The 15,068-nt window shown below is 69.3% G+C and carries 18 protein-coding genes; 11 read left to right on the top strand and 7 right to left on the bottom strand.

Translation table 11 applies throughout. The features are described 5' to 3' along the window. Positions 1 to 986, bottom strand: a 986-nt coding sequence (locus ACXAID_RS00705) for a DUF222 domain-containing protein (RefSeq protein ID WP_475020253.1), incomplete at its 3' end; no start/stop codon positions are given. A 210-nt stretch (positions 987 to 1,196) separates the two neighbouring features. Here ACXAID_RS00705 and ACXAID_RS00710 point away from each other — a divergent pair. Beyond that, entirely contained in the window at positions 1,197 to 2,066 is an 870-nt protein-coding gene (locus ACXAID_RS00710) for an LLM class F420-dependent oxidoreductase (RefSeq protein ID WP_475020254.1), read from the top strand. 21 nt (positions 2,067 to 2,087) lie between these two features. Here the strand turns inward: ACXAID_RS00710 and ACXAID_RS00715 are convergent, their stop codons facing one another. Continuing rightward, positions 2,088 to 3,080: a phosphotransferase enzyme family protein gene (locus ACXAID_RS00715; RefSeq protein ID WP_475020255.1), complete on the bottom strand. Its 993-nt coding sequence runs from the start codon at positions 3,078 to 3,080 to the stop codon at positions 2,088 to 2,090. 47 nt (positions 3,081 to 3,127) lie between these two features. On the opposite strand from ACXAID_RS00715, the gene ACXAID_RS00720 reads away from it, so the two are divergent. Genes ACXAID_RS00720 through ACXAID_RS00730 form a run of 3 tightly spaced genes read left to right on the top strand, consistent with a single transcriptional unit; the run spans position 3,128 to position 6,730 of the window. Then, the gene (locus tag ACXAID_RS00720; RefSeq protein ID WP_475020256.1) at positions 3,128 to 4,447 is read left to right on the top strand and encodes an aspartate aminotransferase family protein; all 1,320 of its coding nucleotides are present in this window, start codon (positions 3,128 to 3,130) and stop codon (positions 4,445 to 4,447) included. Between the two features lie 10 nt (positions 4,448 to 4,457). After that, entirely contained in the window at positions 4,458 to 5,333 is an 876-nt protein-coding gene (gene gluQRS / locus ACXAID_RS00725; protein ID WP_421459229.1) for a tRNA glutamyl-Q(34) synthetase GluQRS, read from the top strand. A gap of 23 nt (positions 5,334 to 5,356) precedes the next feature. After that, positions 5,357 to 6,730 carry a flavin monoamine oxidase family protein gene (locus tag ACXAID_RS00730; protein ID WP_475020257.1) on the top strand — a complete coding sequence of 458 codons (1,374 nt, stop codon included), beginning with the start codon at positions 5,357 to 5,359 and terminating at the stop codon, positions 6,728 to 6,730. 2 nt (positions 6,731 to 6,732) lie between these two features. On the opposite strand, the gene ACXAID_RS00735 is transcribed toward ACXAID_RS00730, so the two are convergent. Both ACXAID_RS00735 and tgt read right to left on the bottom strand, forming a co-directional pair. Further along, a complete protein-coding gene (locus tag ACXAID_RS00735) occupies positions 6,733 to 7,959 on the bottom strand; it encodes a cytochrome P450 (protein WP_421459225.1) in 1,227 nt (408 codons plus the stop codon). 34 nt (positions 7,960 to 7,993) lie between these two features. After that, on the bottom strand, positions 7,994 to 9,208 hold the full coding sequence (tgt, locus tag ACXAID_RS00740; RefSeq protein ID WP_475020340.1) for a tRNA guanosine(34) transglycosylase Tgt: 1,215 nt from the start codon (positions 9,206 to 9,208) through the stop codon (positions 7,994 to 7,996). Between the two features lie 30 nt (positions 9,209 to 9,238). Here tgt and ACXAID_RS00745 point away from each other — a divergent pair, with 30 nt between their 5' ends. Then, positions 9,239 to 9,685, top strand: a complete 447-nt coding sequence (locus ACXAID_RS00745) for a lipoprotein LpqH (RefSeq protein WP_475020258.1) — start codon at positions 9,239 to 9,241, stop codon at positions 9,683 to 9,685. Here the strand turns inward: ACXAID_RS00745 and ACXAID_RS00750 are convergent. Next, entirely contained in the window at positions 9,682 to 10,029 is a 348-nt protein-coding gene (locus ACXAID_RS00750) for a hypothetical protein (protein ID WP_475020259.1), read from the bottom strand. The two genes, ACXAID_RS00745 and ACXAID_RS00750, sit on opposite strands and share 4 nt — an antisense overlap. Before the next feature lie 269 nt (positions 10,030 to 10,298). On the opposite strand from ACXAID_RS00750, the gene ACXAID_RS00755 reads away from it, so the two are divergent. The 3 genes from ACXAID_RS00755 to ACXAID_RS00765 all read left to right on the top strand — a co-directional run bounded on the left by ACXAID_RS00755 (position 10,299) and on the right by ACXAID_RS00765 (position 11,861). Further along, positions 10,299 to 10,655 carry a hypothetical protein gene (locus ACXAID_RS00755; RefSeq protein WP_475020260.1) on the top strand — a complete coding sequence of 119 codons (357 nt, stop codon included), beginning with the start codon at positions 10,299 to 10,301 and terminating at the stop codon, positions 10,653 to 10,655. Positions 10,656 to 10,662: 7 nt separating this feature from the next. Then, the gene (locus ACXAID_RS00760) at positions 10,663 to 11,079 is read left to right on the top strand and encodes a DUF6636 domain-containing protein (RefSeq protein ID WP_475020261.1); all 417 of its coding nucleotides are present in this window, start codon (positions 10,663 to 10,665) and stop codon (positions 11,077 to 11,079) included. A 311-nt stretch (positions 11,080 to 11,390) separates the two neighbouring features. Then, positions 11,391 to 11,861 carry a lipoprotein LpqH gene (locus ACXAID_RS00765; RefSeq protein WP_475020262.1) on the top strand — a complete coding sequence of 157 codons (471 nt, stop codon included), beginning with the start codon at positions 11,391 to 11,393 and terminating at the stop codon, positions 11,859 to 11,861. Between the two features lie 16 nt (positions 11,862 to 11,877). Here the strand turns inward: ACXAID_RS00765 and ACXAID_RS00770 are convergent, their stop codons facing one another. After that, a complete protein-coding gene (locus ACXAID_RS00770; RefSeq protein WP_475020263.1) occupies positions 11,878 to 12,219 on the bottom strand; it encodes a DUF732 domain-containing protein in 342 nt (113 codons plus the stop codon). 87 nt (positions 12,220 to 12,306) lie between these two features. Between ACXAID_RS00770 and ACXAID_RS00775 the strand changes: the two genes are divergently transcribed. Next, positions 12,307 to 12,675: a hypothetical protein gene (locus ACXAID_RS00775; RefSeq protein WP_475020264.1), complete on the top strand. Its 369-nt coding sequence runs from the start codon at positions 12,307 to 12,309 to the stop codon at positions 12,673 to 12,675. On the opposite strand, the gene ACXAID_RS00780 is transcribed toward ACXAID_RS00775, so the two are convergent. Then, on the bottom strand, positions 12,666 to 13,697 hold the full coding sequence (locus ACXAID_RS00780) for an NAD(P)H-dependent amine dehydrogenase family protein (RefSeq protein ID WP_475020341.1): 1,032 nt from the start codon (positions 13,695 to 13,697) through the stop codon (positions 12,666 to 12,668). The two genes, ACXAID_RS00775 and ACXAID_RS00780, sit on opposite strands and share 10 nt — an antisense overlap. Before the next feature lie 72 nt (positions 13,698 to 13,769). Between ACXAID_RS00780 and ACXAID_RS00785 the strand changes: the two genes are divergently transcribed. Then, positions 13,770 to 14,684 (top strand): NAD(P)H-dependent flavin oxidoreductase, encoded by a 915-nt coding sequence (locus tag ACXAID_RS00785; protein ID WP_475020265.1) that lies wholly within the window; start codon positions 13,770 to 13,772, stop codon positions 14,682 to 14,684. Between the two features lie 30 nt (positions 14,685 to 14,714). Continuing rightward, entirely contained in the window at positions 14,715 to 15,068 is a 354-nt protein-coding gene (locus ACXAID_RS00790; RefSeq protein ID WP_475020266.1) for a hypothetical protein, read from the top strand.

Genomic DNA, 15,068 nt, shown 5'->3' on the forward strand with positions numbered 1-15,068 from the left:
TCGGCCAAGTCTCGTGGGCTCGGAGATGTGGATAAGAGACGGGGTTGGGGGGTGGGTGGCGGCGCGGGGGCCGGGGTGGGTGGCGCCGCGGGGGCAGACGGTGCAGGTGTGTCCGGGCGGGTCTGGGGGCCTTCGCCGTGCAGGGCGGGATCAGGCTGAGCGGTCAGGGCGGCCTGGTCGGCCACGACGTGTACGACCACGCTGGCCGCGCGGGCATCCTCGGCCGCGGCGGCGGGGCAGTCGGGGGTGGCGCACAGACACTTGAGGGTGTGTGCGCCGGCGAACACCGCGCCGAACGCATCGGCGCGTTTCTGGGCCAGGGTGCGCGGATCAGCCTCACACACCGAGGCGACCAGCGCGGCGATGCGTTGCGCGGCGATCGCGGCGTCGACCGAATACACCCGGCCGTAGACGCTGGTGGTGCCGGTCGCGTCGTCGCGCTTGCCGATCCCGAAATCGCGAGACCGTGACCGGGCGCGCACCCGGCGCACCGCATCAGGGTCGAGGGTGTGGATCCACACCTCGATCGCGGTGTCGAGTTTCTCCCCCGACAGCGTCCCCCACGAGCTGGCTGCGGCGGCGAACTGCTCATCGAGGCCCGCCCACACCGCGTCGTCGACGACCAGGGCGCACTGCCACACGATCCGCGACACCACCCGCGCGCTGACCTGCCCGGCCAAGAACCGCCGGCCCAGTTTCGGCAGCCGATCACGCAGGGTCACCGCGGTGTCCATCAAACCCACCGCGCGTCCGTGCGAGACGGTCAGCGCCGCGGCGATCTGCGCGGCAGCGGCGTCGGTGTCATCGCAGGCCCAGCGGGCGCGCGCCGGGTCGCTGCACTGCCGGCGCTGCCATTCGGCGATCGCGACGAATGTGCGGGCCTCCGCCGCGGCCGCCGTCGCCGACCAGCCGGTGATCGCGTCGATCACCTCGCCATCCGAGGCGCCAGCCAGGTCGGCCGGCCCCGGAAGCGAACTATCGAACATATGAGCGACACTATTCGGGGCCACCGACGCCGGATCTCATCCGCAAGCCACCACCACCCAACCTGGGGATGAAAACGCGATTGGGGATAACTCCCTCCCCCGAGCCCCGAGCCTGCGGGCCGACTTGGCAGGATCGCGCCACACATGGGCCAGACCGCCTTTTCTGCCCCGGGCAGGAATGCCTGCCGAACACGACCCCTTGCACCCGGTATGGAGCTCGGATTTCACATCCCCGTTTTCGACATCGACGGCGGACCCACCGCCATCGCCGCAGAGCTGGCCGAGGTCGGTGCCGCCGCCGAGGCAGCCGGCGCGACCTGGCTGTCGTTCATGGATCACTTCTTCCAGATCGAACCGACCGGGCTGCCCGCCGAGGCGAACATGCTCGAGGGATACACCACGCTCGGATATCTGGCCGGGCACACCAGCTCGATCAGCCTCGGGTTGCTCGTCACCGGCGTCACCTACCGCCATCCCGGCCTGCTCGCCAAGACCGTCACCACCCTCGACATCCTCTCCGGGGGACGCGCGGTGCTCGGCATCGGCGCCGCCTGGTTCGAGCGCGAACACCACGGCCTCGGAGTGCCGTACCCGCCCACAGCGGAGCGTTTCGAACGCCTGGAGGAGACCCTGCAGATCTGCGACCAGATGTGGGACCCGACCGACAACGGTCCGTACCAGGGCAAGCACTATCAGCTCGCCGAAACCCTGTGCTCGCCACAGCCGATCAACCGGCCCAAGGTGCTCATCGGTGGCGGCGGCGAGCGCAAGACCCTGCGGCTGGTGGCCCGGTACGGGGACGCCTGCAACCTGTTCGCCAGCTCCCCCGGCGACGTCGCGCACAAGCTCGACGTGCTGCGCCGGCACTGCGACGACGCAGGCCGCGACTACCACAGCATCAGCAAGACAATCCTGGCCATGAACGCCGGACCCGAGGCCATCGACGAGTTCCTCACCCAGATGGCCGCCTACGCCGAACTCGGCGTCGACACGGCGATCGTCACCCCCAAGACCGGTGCACCCGCGTCCTGGATAGACGCCATGTCCCCGGCGGTGGCCAGACTCGCCGAGCTGGGCTGAGCGGCCTAGTCGACATCACACCTACTCGTAGCGCATCCAGCCGGGGTCACCCAGGTAGCGCTCTGCCAACGCTGCGGTGCCCATGGCGAAGCCGTCGGTGAACGTCAACGCCGCGTCGGCATCGGCGTGCGAGGCCACCCAGGCGGTCAGCATAAGCCGGCGCAGCATGACGAACGTCGGGATCATCTCCACGTGCCCGGCCGGGATCGCCCGCACCTCCCGGTATCCGCGCAGCCAGTCGGCGATCATCCGCCCGGCCTCGGGGGTGTCCTCGATGAACGACACCACCGCGCCGAGATCGGCCAGATGCCAGGACCAACCGCAGTCGTCGAAATCGATGACGGTGAGACCACCAGCGCCGGCGGGGCCGACCATCAGATTCGCCATCCGCAGGTCGGCGTGGATCAGCCCGAACCGGTCCGGCGCCTGACCGAACTCGGTGAGCGCGCCGGCCACCGCCGCGGCGGCCCGTTCCACCACCGCCGCCCCCTCGGATGTCAGCCCGGGCGCCTCCCGCCAGTTACCCCACCGGGCCACCGGCCCCAGCGTGGCGTCCACGTCCCAGGCGAACCGGGTGAAGTACTCCGGAGCCGACCAGCGCTCGACGTGGTCGTGCATGTGCGCCGACAACCGGCCCAGCTCGTCGAAGCCGACCGCATCGGGGTTCTCCTCGGCGGTGCAGCCCTCGATGAACGTCACCGCGTCGACGTGCAGCATTCCGTCGCCCACCACAGCGGCCACCACGTCGCGACCGTCGGCGGCGTGGATCAACTCCGGTGTCGCCACGTCGGTCTCGCGGCGCAACGCCGTCATCCAGTCCAGCTCGGAGCGGATGGCCTCCAGCGAGTGATAGCCCGGCCGGTGCACCCGCAGCACGATCGGCTCGTCGTCGGCCACCAGGTATGTCGCGTTCTCCGACAGACTGAGCAGGCGCAACGGCGCGTCCTGGGGGCGCGCGTAGGCCGGTAGCGCGGCGCGGGCGTAACTCTCGTGGTCGGGGGGCAGTCCGGACATCCACACAATTCTGACCGACGACCGGTCATGCAGCAGACTGGGGCGTGATGGCCTTCTCGAACATCATGGACTCCAACAGCTACCGCAGCGGGTCGGGCACCGCGGCCGGCGAGCCGATGATCGCCGCGCGGGAGCGGCTGCTCGGCCCGGCCAACCGGCTGTTCTACGAGCAGCCGGTGCACCTGGTGCGCGGTGAGGGCGCCTACCTCTACGACGCCGAGGGAAACCGGTTCCTGGACGCCTACAACAACGTCGTCAGCGTCGGACACTGCGAACCCCGGGTCGTCGAGGCCGTCACCCGCCAGATGTCGACCCTGAACACCCACACCCGCTACCTGCACCGCGGGATCCTCGACTATTCCGAGCGGCTGCTGGCCACCCTGTCCGACGACACCGGCGGACCGGATCAGGTGATGTATGCGTGCACCGGGTCCGAAGCCAACGACCTGGCACTGCGGGTCGCCGCGATGTACACCGGCGCCACCGGCGTCATCGTGACGTCGGACGCCTACCACGGCAACACCGCCACCGTCACCGCGATCTCACCGTCGTTGGGCGGCGCGGCGACGGTGGGCCCGAACGTGCGGACGGTGCCGGCACCGGACAGCTACCGGGTGCCCGCCGGCGAACTGGCCGGACGCTTCGCCGACGATGTGGCCCGCGCCGCCGACGATCTGGCGGCCGCCGGGCACGGGGTCAGTGCCCTGGTGCTCGACACGATCTTCTCCTCCGACGGCGTCTACCCCACCCCCGACGTCCTGGGCCCGGCCGTCGCCGAAGTCCGCCGACGCGGGGGCGTCTTCGTCGCCGACGAAGTACAACCGGGCTTCGCGCGCACCGGGGATGCGATGTGGGGCTTCCAGCGCCACGGGGTGGTTCCGGACCTCGTCACGATGGGCAAGCCGATGGGCAACGGGCTGCCGGTGGCGGCGATGGCCGGCCGGGCCGAGGTGCTGGCACCGTTCGCGACCGGCGTGCCGTACTTCAACACGTTCGCCGGCAACCCGGTGTCGATGGCGGCGGCCGCGGCGGTGCTGGACGTCATCGAAGCCGACGGGCTGCGCGACCGCGCCCGCGATGTCGGGGCCGCGCTGCGAGCCGGACTCGCCGCCGTGACCGACCCGCGGATCGGGAACGTCCGCGGGGCCGGGCTCTACCTCGGCGTGGAGATCGTCAGCGACCAGCGCACCAAGACGCCCGACCGGGACACGGCCCGCCGGCTGGTCAACGCCATGCGCCGGCGCCGCGTGCTGATCTCGGTGTGCGGCAGCGCCGGCCACGTCCTGAAGATCCGTCCGCCGCTGGTGTTCTCACCGACCGACGTCGACTGGTTCTGCTCGGCCTTCGCCGAGGTGCTGGCCGACTAACGTGACGGGGATGACGGCTGCAGGCAGGTTCGCGCCCAGCCCTTCGGCCGACCTGCACATCGGCAATCTTCGTACCGCCGTGCTGGCCTGGCTGTTCGCCCGGTCGACCGGCAGGCGCTTCCTGATGCGCATCGAGGATCTCGACGACCGCACCCACACCGAGATCGCCGACCGTCAACTGGCTGACCTGGCGGCCCTCGGGCTGGACTGGGACGGTGAGGCCACCCGGCAGACGGCGCATCCGCAGCGCTACGACGCCGTCGTCGCCGACCTGATCGAGCGCGGCCGGGTATTCGAATGCTATTGCACGAGAAAAGACATCGCCGCCGCGCCGCGAGCCCCGCACGCCCCGGAGGGCGCCTATCCGGGCACCTGCCGGGACCTGACCGAACCTCAACGCGCGGCACGCCGGCGCGAGACCGGGCGGCCACCCGCGCTGCGGCTGCGCGCCGACACCACCGAGCACACCGTGCACGACGTGCTGCACGGGGACTACACCGGCCTGGTCGACGACTTCGTGGTGCGCCGCGGTGACGGCGTGCCGGCCTACAACCTGGCGGTCGTCGTCGACGATGCGTCCTGCGGGGTCGACCAGGTGGTGCGCGGCGACGATCTGCTGTCCTCGGCGCCCCGCCAGGCCTACCTGGCCCGCCTGCTGGGCCACCCGCAGCCGACCTACGCCCATGTGCCGCTGGTACTCAACGACGCCGGTGCCCGGCTGGCGAAACGCGACGGGGCGGTCACCCTCGCCGAGATCGGTGCGCCGGACGCGCTGGCCCAGATCGCCGGTTCGCTGGGATACCGCTCCCACACGGTCGGCGGCATGCTCGCCGAGTTCGATCCGGACACGCTGCCGCGCACACCGTGGATATACCGGCCCGACTGACGTCGGCCGTGAGAGAGTTTCGCATGATCACTGCACCGTCGCGCGAAGCGGACGTCATCATCGTCGGCGCCGGCATCTCCGGGATGATCGCCGCCCGTGCGCTTCTCGCAGCGGGGCTGACACCGCTGGTGCTCGAGGCCGACGACCGGGTCGGCGGCCGCATCCTGACCGAGGAGGCGCTGCCCGGCCTGCCCGTCGAACTCGGAGCCCAGTGGATCGGTGATACCCATCACCGGATGTTCGCGCTGGCCGAAGAACTCGGGGTCCAGACGTTTCCGCAGTACGACGACGGCGAGACCTCCTACCAGCTGGCCGGCTCAGGTGTGCTGCGACAGAACGACTTCCACAGCAGGTTCGGCGCCGAGCTGGCCGAGCTGGAAAAGGTGCTGCGGCTGCTCGACGAGCTGGCAGCCGAGGTCCCTCCGGAGGCGCCGTGGCTGGCACCACATGCCGCGGAATGGGATTCGATCACCGCGGGGGCCTGGTACGACGGTCAGGGACTTTCGCCGGTGGCCCGCACCCTGCTGGAAATCTGCACCGTCGGGATCCTGGCGGTACCCACCGTGGAGGTGTCGTTCCTGCATCTGCTGTTCACCATCCAGACGTGCGGGGTCACCTCGGAGCTGTTCGCCGAGTCCGAGGGCGGGGCGCAGACCACCCGGTTCGTCGGCGGCACCGGCGAGATCCCGCGGCGGCTGGCTGCTCTGATCGCCGACCATCTGGTCCTGGAGGCCCCGGTGCTGCTGATCGAGCACGGTGCCGAGCAGGTGACCGTCACCTGCCGCGGCGGTCTGGTCGCGCGCGGCCGCCGCGTGATCGTCACGCTCTCACCGACGCTGGCCGGCCGGATCATGTACGACCCGCCGCTGCCCGCGGTGCGCGATCAGCTCACCCAGCGGCTGCCCAACGCCTCGGCGATGAAGGCGTTCTTCGTCTACGACGAACCGTTCTGGCGCGCAGACGGACTCAACGGTCAGCTGATCTCGGACATCGGGCCGGCGCGGATGTCCAACGACACCTGCATGCCCGGCGACGGCCGCGGGGTGCTCCTGCTGTTCCTGGAGGGCGACCAGGCCCGCACGTACGGTCGGCTGCCGACCGACCGGCGACGGGGCGCGCTGACCGCAGAGCTGGTGCGCCACTTCGGTCCGAAGGCGGCCCACCCCGAGTGCTACGTGGACGGCGAATGGGCCGAGCGGCAGTGGACCCGGGGCTGCTACAACGCCAACTGCGGCCCCCTGGTGTGGACCACGTTCGGCCCTGCGCTCGCCGCGCCCGTCGGTGCGATCCACTGGGCCGGCACCGACACCGCGACCCACTGGAGCGCATACATGGAGGGCGCGGTGGAGTCCGGCGAGCGGGCCGCCGCGGCGGTCATCGGTGAACTGGGTGGCTGATCTCAGCTCAGCGACACCGGCAGTTCGGCCATCCCGCGCAGCGTGACGTTCTGCTTGTAGGTCGGCTCCGCGGCCAGCGCGGCCTGCGGGAAACGCGCCGTCAGCGCCGTCAGCGCGACGGTTGCCTCGAGCCGGGCCAGCGGTGCGCCCAGGCAGAAGTGCGGGCCCTTGCCGAAGCCGAGGTGACGGATCGTGGGCCGCTGCGGGTCGAACTCGTCGGGACGCTCGACCAGGTCGGGGTCGCGGTGGGCGGCGGCCAGCAACAGCAGCATGTTGTCGCCCTTGGGTACCGTCACACCGCCGATCGTCATGTCGTCGCCAGCCACCCGGCCGATCAGCTGCACCGGCGGGTCGTAGCGCAACGTCTCCTCGATCACCCCGCCGGCGCGTTCGGGGTCGGCCGCCAGCGCCGCCCACTGCGCCGGATCCCGCAGCAACGCCAGCGTCGCGTTGGCGATCAGGTTGACCGTGGTCTCGTGCCCGGCGATCAGCAGCAGGTTGCAGGTCGCGACGATCTCGTCCTCGGTCAGCTGGTCACCGGACTCCTCGACGTGGATCAGCCCCGACATCAGGTCCTCGCCGGGATCGCGGCGGCGCTGGGCGATCAGTTCGCGCAGATACCCGCGCAGCCACAGCCCGGCCTGCATGCGTTCCTCGAATCCCTCCCCCGCGCTGCCGGTGACAGCCAGGAACGGGTCCAGGGCCTGGGCGAGCTTCGCCGAGGCGGCGCTGAACTGGGGCTCGTCGGACAGCGGCACACCGAGCAGCCGGCAGATCACCGCGACCGGCAGCGGATAGGCCAGCCCGGTGATCACCTCGAAGGGCTCGCCGGGTGTCGCCTTGCCCAGCAGCGAGTCGACCAGCGCCACGATGTCGGGTTCGAGCGCCTTGACGACCTTGGGCACGAACGCCTTGCTGACCAGCCGGCGCAGCCGGGTGTGGTCGGGCGGGTCGAGGAACAGGAACCCCGGCGGACCGAACGGACGCGGCGTCGCGCCCTCGGCCAGCATCCGCTGCGCCGCGGTCGACTTGAGCCGGTCGCTGGCCGCCGACGGGTCGCGCAGCACCTGATCGCACAGCGCGTAGGAGGAGAACACCGCCAGGTTGTTCTCCGGCAGCTGCAGCGGACCGTGCTCGCGAATCCGCCCGTACAGCGGGTAGGGATCGGCGCGGTGCACCGGATCGAGCATCTGCATCAGAAGGGACTGGGGGTCCGCGGCAGTCGTCATGCTCTTATTGTGCACGCGTCTAAAAGGACGCAGGTCAGGCTTTCGCCGCGTAGTACCGACCCAGCACGTGCTCACGCAGCTCGTCGAACCGGCCCGCCGGAATGGCCGCACGGATGTCGTCGACGAGACGGATGACGAACCGTTCGTTGTGGATCGTGCACAGCGTCGAGGCCAGGATCTCCTTGGCCTTGAACAGATGGTGCAGATACGCGCGCGTGTAGTGCGCGCACGTATAGCAGTCGCAGGCCTCGTCGATCGGGGTGAAGTCGCGCCGGTACCGGGAACCGGTGATGTTGAACCGGCCGTCCGGCGAATACACCGCGGCGTTGCGGGCCACCCGGGACGGAGAGACACAGTCGAAGGTGTCCGCACCGGCCTCCACGGCCGCGAACAGATCGTCGGGCTCGCTGATGCCCAGCAGGTGGCGCGGCTTGTCGGCGGGCAGCTCGCTGCTCACCCAGCCCACGATCGTGGCGAGGTTCTGCTTCTCCAGCGCCCCGCCGATCCCGAAACCGTCGAAGCCCAGCCCGGCCAGCCCGCGGGCGGCGTGGCGCCGCAGATCCTCGTACTGGGCGCCCTGTACCACCCCGAACAGTGCCTGGGCATGCTTGTCCGGACGCAACTCGTCGAGCCTGCGGTGCTCGACCAGACAGCGCACCGCCCAGTCGTGGGTGCGCTGCACCGAGCGCTCCTGATAGGAGCGGGTGTTGACCAGGGTGGTCAGCTCGTCGAACGCGAAGATGATGTCGGCACCGAGTTGCCGCTGGATCCCGATGGAGATCTCCGGGGTGAAGCGGTGACTGGACCCGTTCAGGTGCGAGCGGAACGTCACCCCGTCGTCGTCGACGTGGGCGAGGCGCTGTTTGCCCTCGGCGATGATGTCGTCGGCCTGGACCCGCTGAGCGTCCATCGACAGCACCTTGCGGAAACCCGCCCCCAGCGAGAGCACCTGGAATCCACCGCTGTCGGTGAACGTCGGGCCGGACCAGTTCATGAACGCGCCCAGACCGCCCGCTGCGTCGACGATATCGGGCCCCGGCTGCAGGTACAGGTGGTAGGCGTTCGCCAGGATCGCTTGGGCACCAAGTTCTTTCATGGTGTCCGGCAGGACCGCTTTGACGGTGGCCTGGGTGCCGACGGCGATGAAGGCCGGGGTCCGGATCTCACCGTGCGGGGTCGTGATCACCCCGGTCCGGCCCAGTCGGCCCGGCAGTTCGGCCTCCACCCGAAAAAACGGATCACTGAACATCGGCACCGGCACGGAAGTAGATTCTGCCCTGTGACCACACGATGGGCAGTCAGTGCCTGCGCTCTCGCCGCCGCCGCTCTCGCCGCCGGGTGTTCGTCGTCTCCGCCGCCGCCCTACCAGCCGCCACAGGGCGCGCTGATCCCGGGAACCGCTCAGGTGACCGTCAACGGTCAGGATGCCGGAACCTCCTACGCGGTGAACTGCATGACGATCGAATCGCTGACGATGATCTCCACCGGCGGCGAGGACTCCGGGGTGTACACGATGGTGTCCAACGCCGAGGACCTCGATGTACGGCTGCTGCGCATCACCGACCTCGGCGGGTTCACCGGCAGCTACAACCAGGGCCTCGACGGCGAGGCCACGGTGACGATGACCGACCGCACCTTCGACATCAACGGCACGGCGGTGGGCTTCGATCTCGACGACCCGAGCTTCCGCTCGACGAGCACGTTCGGAATCAAGATCGCCTGCTAGTAGTTCACGGTAATTATTCGGTCACCGGGGCGCCCGCAAATGACCGAGCAGCCACACTCGGTCAGCATTGCACCCGAGTACGGGATCTGGCATGTCCAGTCGTCGACCGGAAACACCAGGTAGTTGCCGCCCTCCGGGTAGGAGACACCATGGATGTAACGGTCGAGGACAGATAGGGCCTCGTTGCAGGACACACTGCCTTCAACGATGCGGACCGGAGCGCTTCGGCCGGTCCAGAACTCGTTGTCCGGGAATGCGATGGCGCCGCAGTCTGTTCCAGAGTCGCTCAACGGGTCGGCGCTCGCTGCGCCGACGGACAGCGCGCCAACCGCGATGGCAGACATGCCCACCCCGACCGCGATGGATCCAGTCCTATGCTGTCCTAACACGCTAAATCCCCCAAAACAGCGTGAAAAGCGTCACGATGACATCCCCGAGTATATGCACATTTGAGCTGGACTACAGGCCGAAGCACCCGGCCACTTGATAGCGTTTCTGCAGATAATCGGGGTGCGAATCGGGGGGGTTCGAGGCGGTGAAGCGCATCGGGTGGTCGGGGGCAGACCGGTTGATCGGCCTGGGGGGCGTCGGTCTCGCTGTTGGAGTCGTCTCTGTGATGACAGCGGCAGTCACCACTGCGGACGAGCAAGGGGGCGCCGACTGCGGGCAGCTCGCAGCCCCCAACGGCGCTCTCGGTCAGCTTCGCGCGGTGGGCGGGTTGACCTGTCCGGAAGCCTCCGCCGTCTTCGATCGCTACCTCAGCGACCCCGCGCGTGCCCAGGGCGGTCAGTGGCAGCTCGTGAGCTATGACGACGATTGGACGTGCCTGACCACCTACTACCCGGGCGCAACCGGTCCCCCGATCGGCGGGATCTGGAAGGAATGCGAACTGGACCACACCACGCTCAGCATCGGCCAGACGCCGGGAAATCCGCGCGCGGAGTTGGATTGGCTGGGTGCCAATGCCTAGGCCGGTGGTGAGTTCGCTGATCGGTGCGCTCACGGCGATCTCCTCGGCAGCCGCGGCGCCTGCTGCAACAGCGGCGGACTACGTGTCTTTTTCCTCCCCGTCGCACAACATCGTGTGCATGATGAAGTCCCAACTGGTCCTGTGCGATCTGGCCGAAAGAGACTGGACGGGACCCCCGGTCTACGACGACCCGCTGTGCGGCCTGCAACAGGCGGACCGGCTCGTCCTCCAGGCCGGGCAACCGGCGGCGATCCGCTGCCGCAACGACACCTTGATCACCAGTGAAGATTTCATCCTCGACTACGGCCAATCCCACACGGTCGGTTCCCTCACCTGCACGAGCGAGTACTCGGCGATGAAGTGCAGCGACGCCGACACCGGGCACTACTTCACAGTGTCCCGACAAGCCTACGATCTGCATTGAGTCCGCGGGCAAGCGTCGCGATCGCGGGCGTGGCCGGTTGCCTGGTCCTAGGCAACGCAGGGGTGGCGAGCGCCGAACCGCCGCCGGGAACCTATATCCGAACCCAGGACAACGGGCTTGACAGCACCATCACCTTGGTCTCCTGCGGCCCGGGATGCTTCGAGACCCGACGTGCTGACACAAGCCGTCAGCGAACCGCTCATGTGATTCGGCGAATACCCCTTCACCAGCGCGGACGCCGCTCATAATGCTTGATGTGGTTCGACGACCTCGCCAAGCCACGGCATAAGTCAAACCTTAGGAGACCCGCAATGAAGCATGGAACCCGTGAGATCGCCGTCGTCGTCGGGGGCGCAGCAATGATCTTCGGCCTGTCGGCCTGCGGCGGATCGAGCGAAGAATCGGGAACCTCGGGGGAGACATCGACGGCGGCCGCCGCCGCGGGGACCAGCACCGTGACGATCGACGGCGAAGATCAGGGCGTCGAGGGCACGGTCGTCTGCAACTCGATGGGCGGCAACGTCAACATGGCCATCGGCGACGCCACCACCGGCATCGGCGCCGTGGTGTCGGAGGGGGACGACCCCAACGTCGTCTCGGTGGGGCTGGGCAACGTCAACGGCGTCACGCTCGGCTACCAGAGCGGCGTCAACGAGGGCGAAGCCACGGTGGAGAAGGACGGCGACACCTACACGATCACCGGCACCGCGACGGGCATCGACATGGCCAACCCGCTGCAGCCGGTGAACAAGCCGTTCGAGATCGTGATCACCTGCCCGTAGCAGCCGGGGCGGGCTGCTAGAACGGCTGGTAGCCCGCCGCCGACTGCCGCAACTGCCAGATCTGCGCCGGGCACAGCTCGTTGACGGCCTGATTGATCAGGTAACCGGCCTGGTAGTAGTCGGTGGTGTGGAAGTCCGCCTTCACCTGGTTGACCAGTTCGGCGTACGGCATCTGGCCGGCCACCCGGTCGCAGACGCTGTTCCCGTAGCCCAGCGCCGCGTCGGCGTTGGGGAAGTTGTAACCGGGACGCACGTGCACGTTGACCAGGTAGGCCACCACATCGGCGTGCGCGGCCGGCGCCGCTACACCCATACCGCACACCAGACCCGCACACACCGCACCGACCAGCCACTTCATGAGCCAAGACCCTACGCCAGCCGCCGCCGTCGCGGGCCGAATGCCCGATCCCGCCCGGCTGGCGGAACAGCAGCCTAGGGTGAGGCCATGCGGACGGCGGCGATGATGGCGGCGCTCGTCGCGCCGCTGCTCGGGCTGGGTACGGGGACGGCGACGGCGACACCGATCTCCAGCTGCGACGGCTCCGGATGCGTGCCCTATGTGGACCACACCGCCCAGCTCGGCGGGTCCTGCAACCAGGCACCCCGCTACAACTTCGGCATGGACTCCTCCGGACAGACGCTGGCGTGCAACTTCGCCGGCCGGTGGGTGTCCTCCGGGCCGCTGACCGGGGTGCGCACGCTGCGCTCGCAGTGCACCGAGACCGGCGCGATCGCCCAGAGCCCCGACGGCGTCCCGCTCAAGTGCGACGGCACGGCGTGGAGCGCCGACTACTCGGTGATCTACTACAGCTGAACGCCGCCGCGGCGGAATCCGGTTGCGCTGCGGATCAGCGGCAGCGACGCCGAGGTGGCGAATCCAGCAGGTGCGTCGCACACCGCCGGCACCGCGTTGAGCACCTGCATCGCGGTGGCCACGTTGGCCGCGCGGACGTGCTCGGACATCTCGGCGGCACGGCTGAAGCTGGCCAGCGACATGAAGTGCGCCCGCATCGACGGGTCGCCCTCGATGGTCAGGGTCCAGCCGTGCTGGGGCACCGGCCAATGCCTCGGGTACTCCCCGCCCACGGTCCACAGCGTCTCGATCTCGATCAGCGCCCGCCCGTCGCGCCTGCCCGTCCAGTTCCACCGCTGACCCGCGGTCGTGCCCGCAGCCAGCACATGGTCGAAGATCTGGTGGTCGGTCTCGGCGGGGACCGCCTCGACGGTGGTGGTCACCTCGTCGAGGTCGGCGCCGAGTTCGTCACCGAGCAACCACACCTGCTCGACGAAGATCGAGCTGTTGAAGGCCAGGAACTCCGTCGCGGTCGGGCTGATCATCTCGACCGGCTGCCCGAAAGCCATGTTGTCGAACGTGATTCCGGTGCTCTCGTAGGCCGACCAGTCGGCACGCTCCTGCAGCGTGATCGAGTCGATGGTGCGGCTCATCCCCGACAGCGCCAACGGCAGCACGCCGGACAGGTTGCCCGGGTTCAGGCCGCTGCCGTGGACGGTGCTGCCGCCGGCTTCGCACGCCGCCTCCACCCGGTCACGGTCGGCGGCGGCCATCCGCCGCGGATGGAACATGAACGCGGTCGTCGCGACGTTCTTGCCGGCGGCCAGCACCGCGCACACGTCGTCCACCCGCGCGGTGCGCGGGGTGTAGAGCACGCAGTCGGCGTCGAGCGCCAGGATCTGCTCGACGTCGGTGGTGGCCGACACGCCGATCGGGTCCCGGCCGACGAGCGTGCCGATGTCGACGCCGTTCTTGTCGTCGGAGTACACCCGGGCCCCGACCAGCGACAAGTCCGGCCGGTGGTCGAGCACCGCGGTGATCATCTCCGTTCCGACCGCACCCGTTCCCCACTGGATCACCCGGTACACACCGGCGAAGGTAGCAAGATTGCGGCCATGACCAATCGCGTTCAGGCACTCCTCGGTGTCGAATTCCCCATCGTGCAGGCCCCGATGACCTACATCGCCCGCGCAGAACTGGCGGCCGCGGTGTCCGAGGGCGGCGGGCTGGGGATGATCGAGACGCTGACCGACGAGGGCCGCGCCGACCTGACCAGGGTGCGGGAGCTCACCGACCGCCCGGTGGCGGCGAACCTGATGATCCAGGGCTGGAAACGTGACCCGTCGATCGTCGACGTCCTCGCCGGCGCCGGGGTGCGCCACGTGTTCACCTCGGCCGGTGACCCGGCACTGTTCACCGCGCGGCTGCACGACGCCGGGATGACGGTGGTGCACGTCGTCGGCTCGTTGAAGGGCGCACTCAAGGCCGCCGACGCCGGCGTCGACGGGCTGGTGGTCGAAGGGGTTGAGGGTGGCGGTTTCAAGTCCGCCCTGGGCGCCTCGACGATGGTGCTGCTGCCCCTGGTGGCCGACAGCGTCGATCTGCCGTTGATCTGCGCGGGCGGGATCTGCGACGCCCGCTCGGCGGCTGCGGCGCTGGTGCTGGGCGCCGAGGGTGTCCAGATGGGCACCCGCATGCTGGCCAGCCAGGAGGCCGCGGTCCACGCCAAGTTCAAGGAGGCGATCGTCGCCGCGGGTGACGACGGGACGATACTGCTGGCCGTGCCGGGCAATCCGACGATGCGGGTGCTGCGGACCGGGATGGCGGCCCGCGTCGGCGACGGGGCGCAGGCACAGCTGCTCGGCCGGGTGACCGACCTGTACTTCGGGGGCGACCTGGATGCCAGCGTCGCCAACACCGGGCAGGTGTCGTCCCGGATCACCGACCTTCGTCCGGTCGCCGACATCGTCGCCCACACCTGGCGCGACATCGAGGACGCACTGCGCGCGGCACGGGCAAGACTCGGTTGAGCCGACCGGCGATAGGGCACACTCGACTGCATGGGTGACTACGACGACGCGGGCCCGGACAACACCCTGGGCCCCAGCGAATCGCTGGACTCCGACGAGGTCCGCAACGACGACGGGGACATCGTCGTCGATCCCCCCGAGGAGTGGATCGACGCCGAGGACGACGAGAACCTCGACGAGCGGCTCGCCGCGGAGGTGCCCGACGTCGAGCCCGACATCGGCAAGGGGCACGATCCGGGCGACTACCGGCCCGGGCGGCGCTCGGCCGGGCAGATCGACGGCACCCCGGAGGACGGGGACTCGTTCTACACCGTCGCCGACGACGACGAGAAGGAGATCGTGCCCGGCGACGACGAGGCCGACTCCGTCATCGGCGACGAGTGA

Source organism: Mycobacterium sp. ABE4_509 (genome assembly GCF_056160785.1).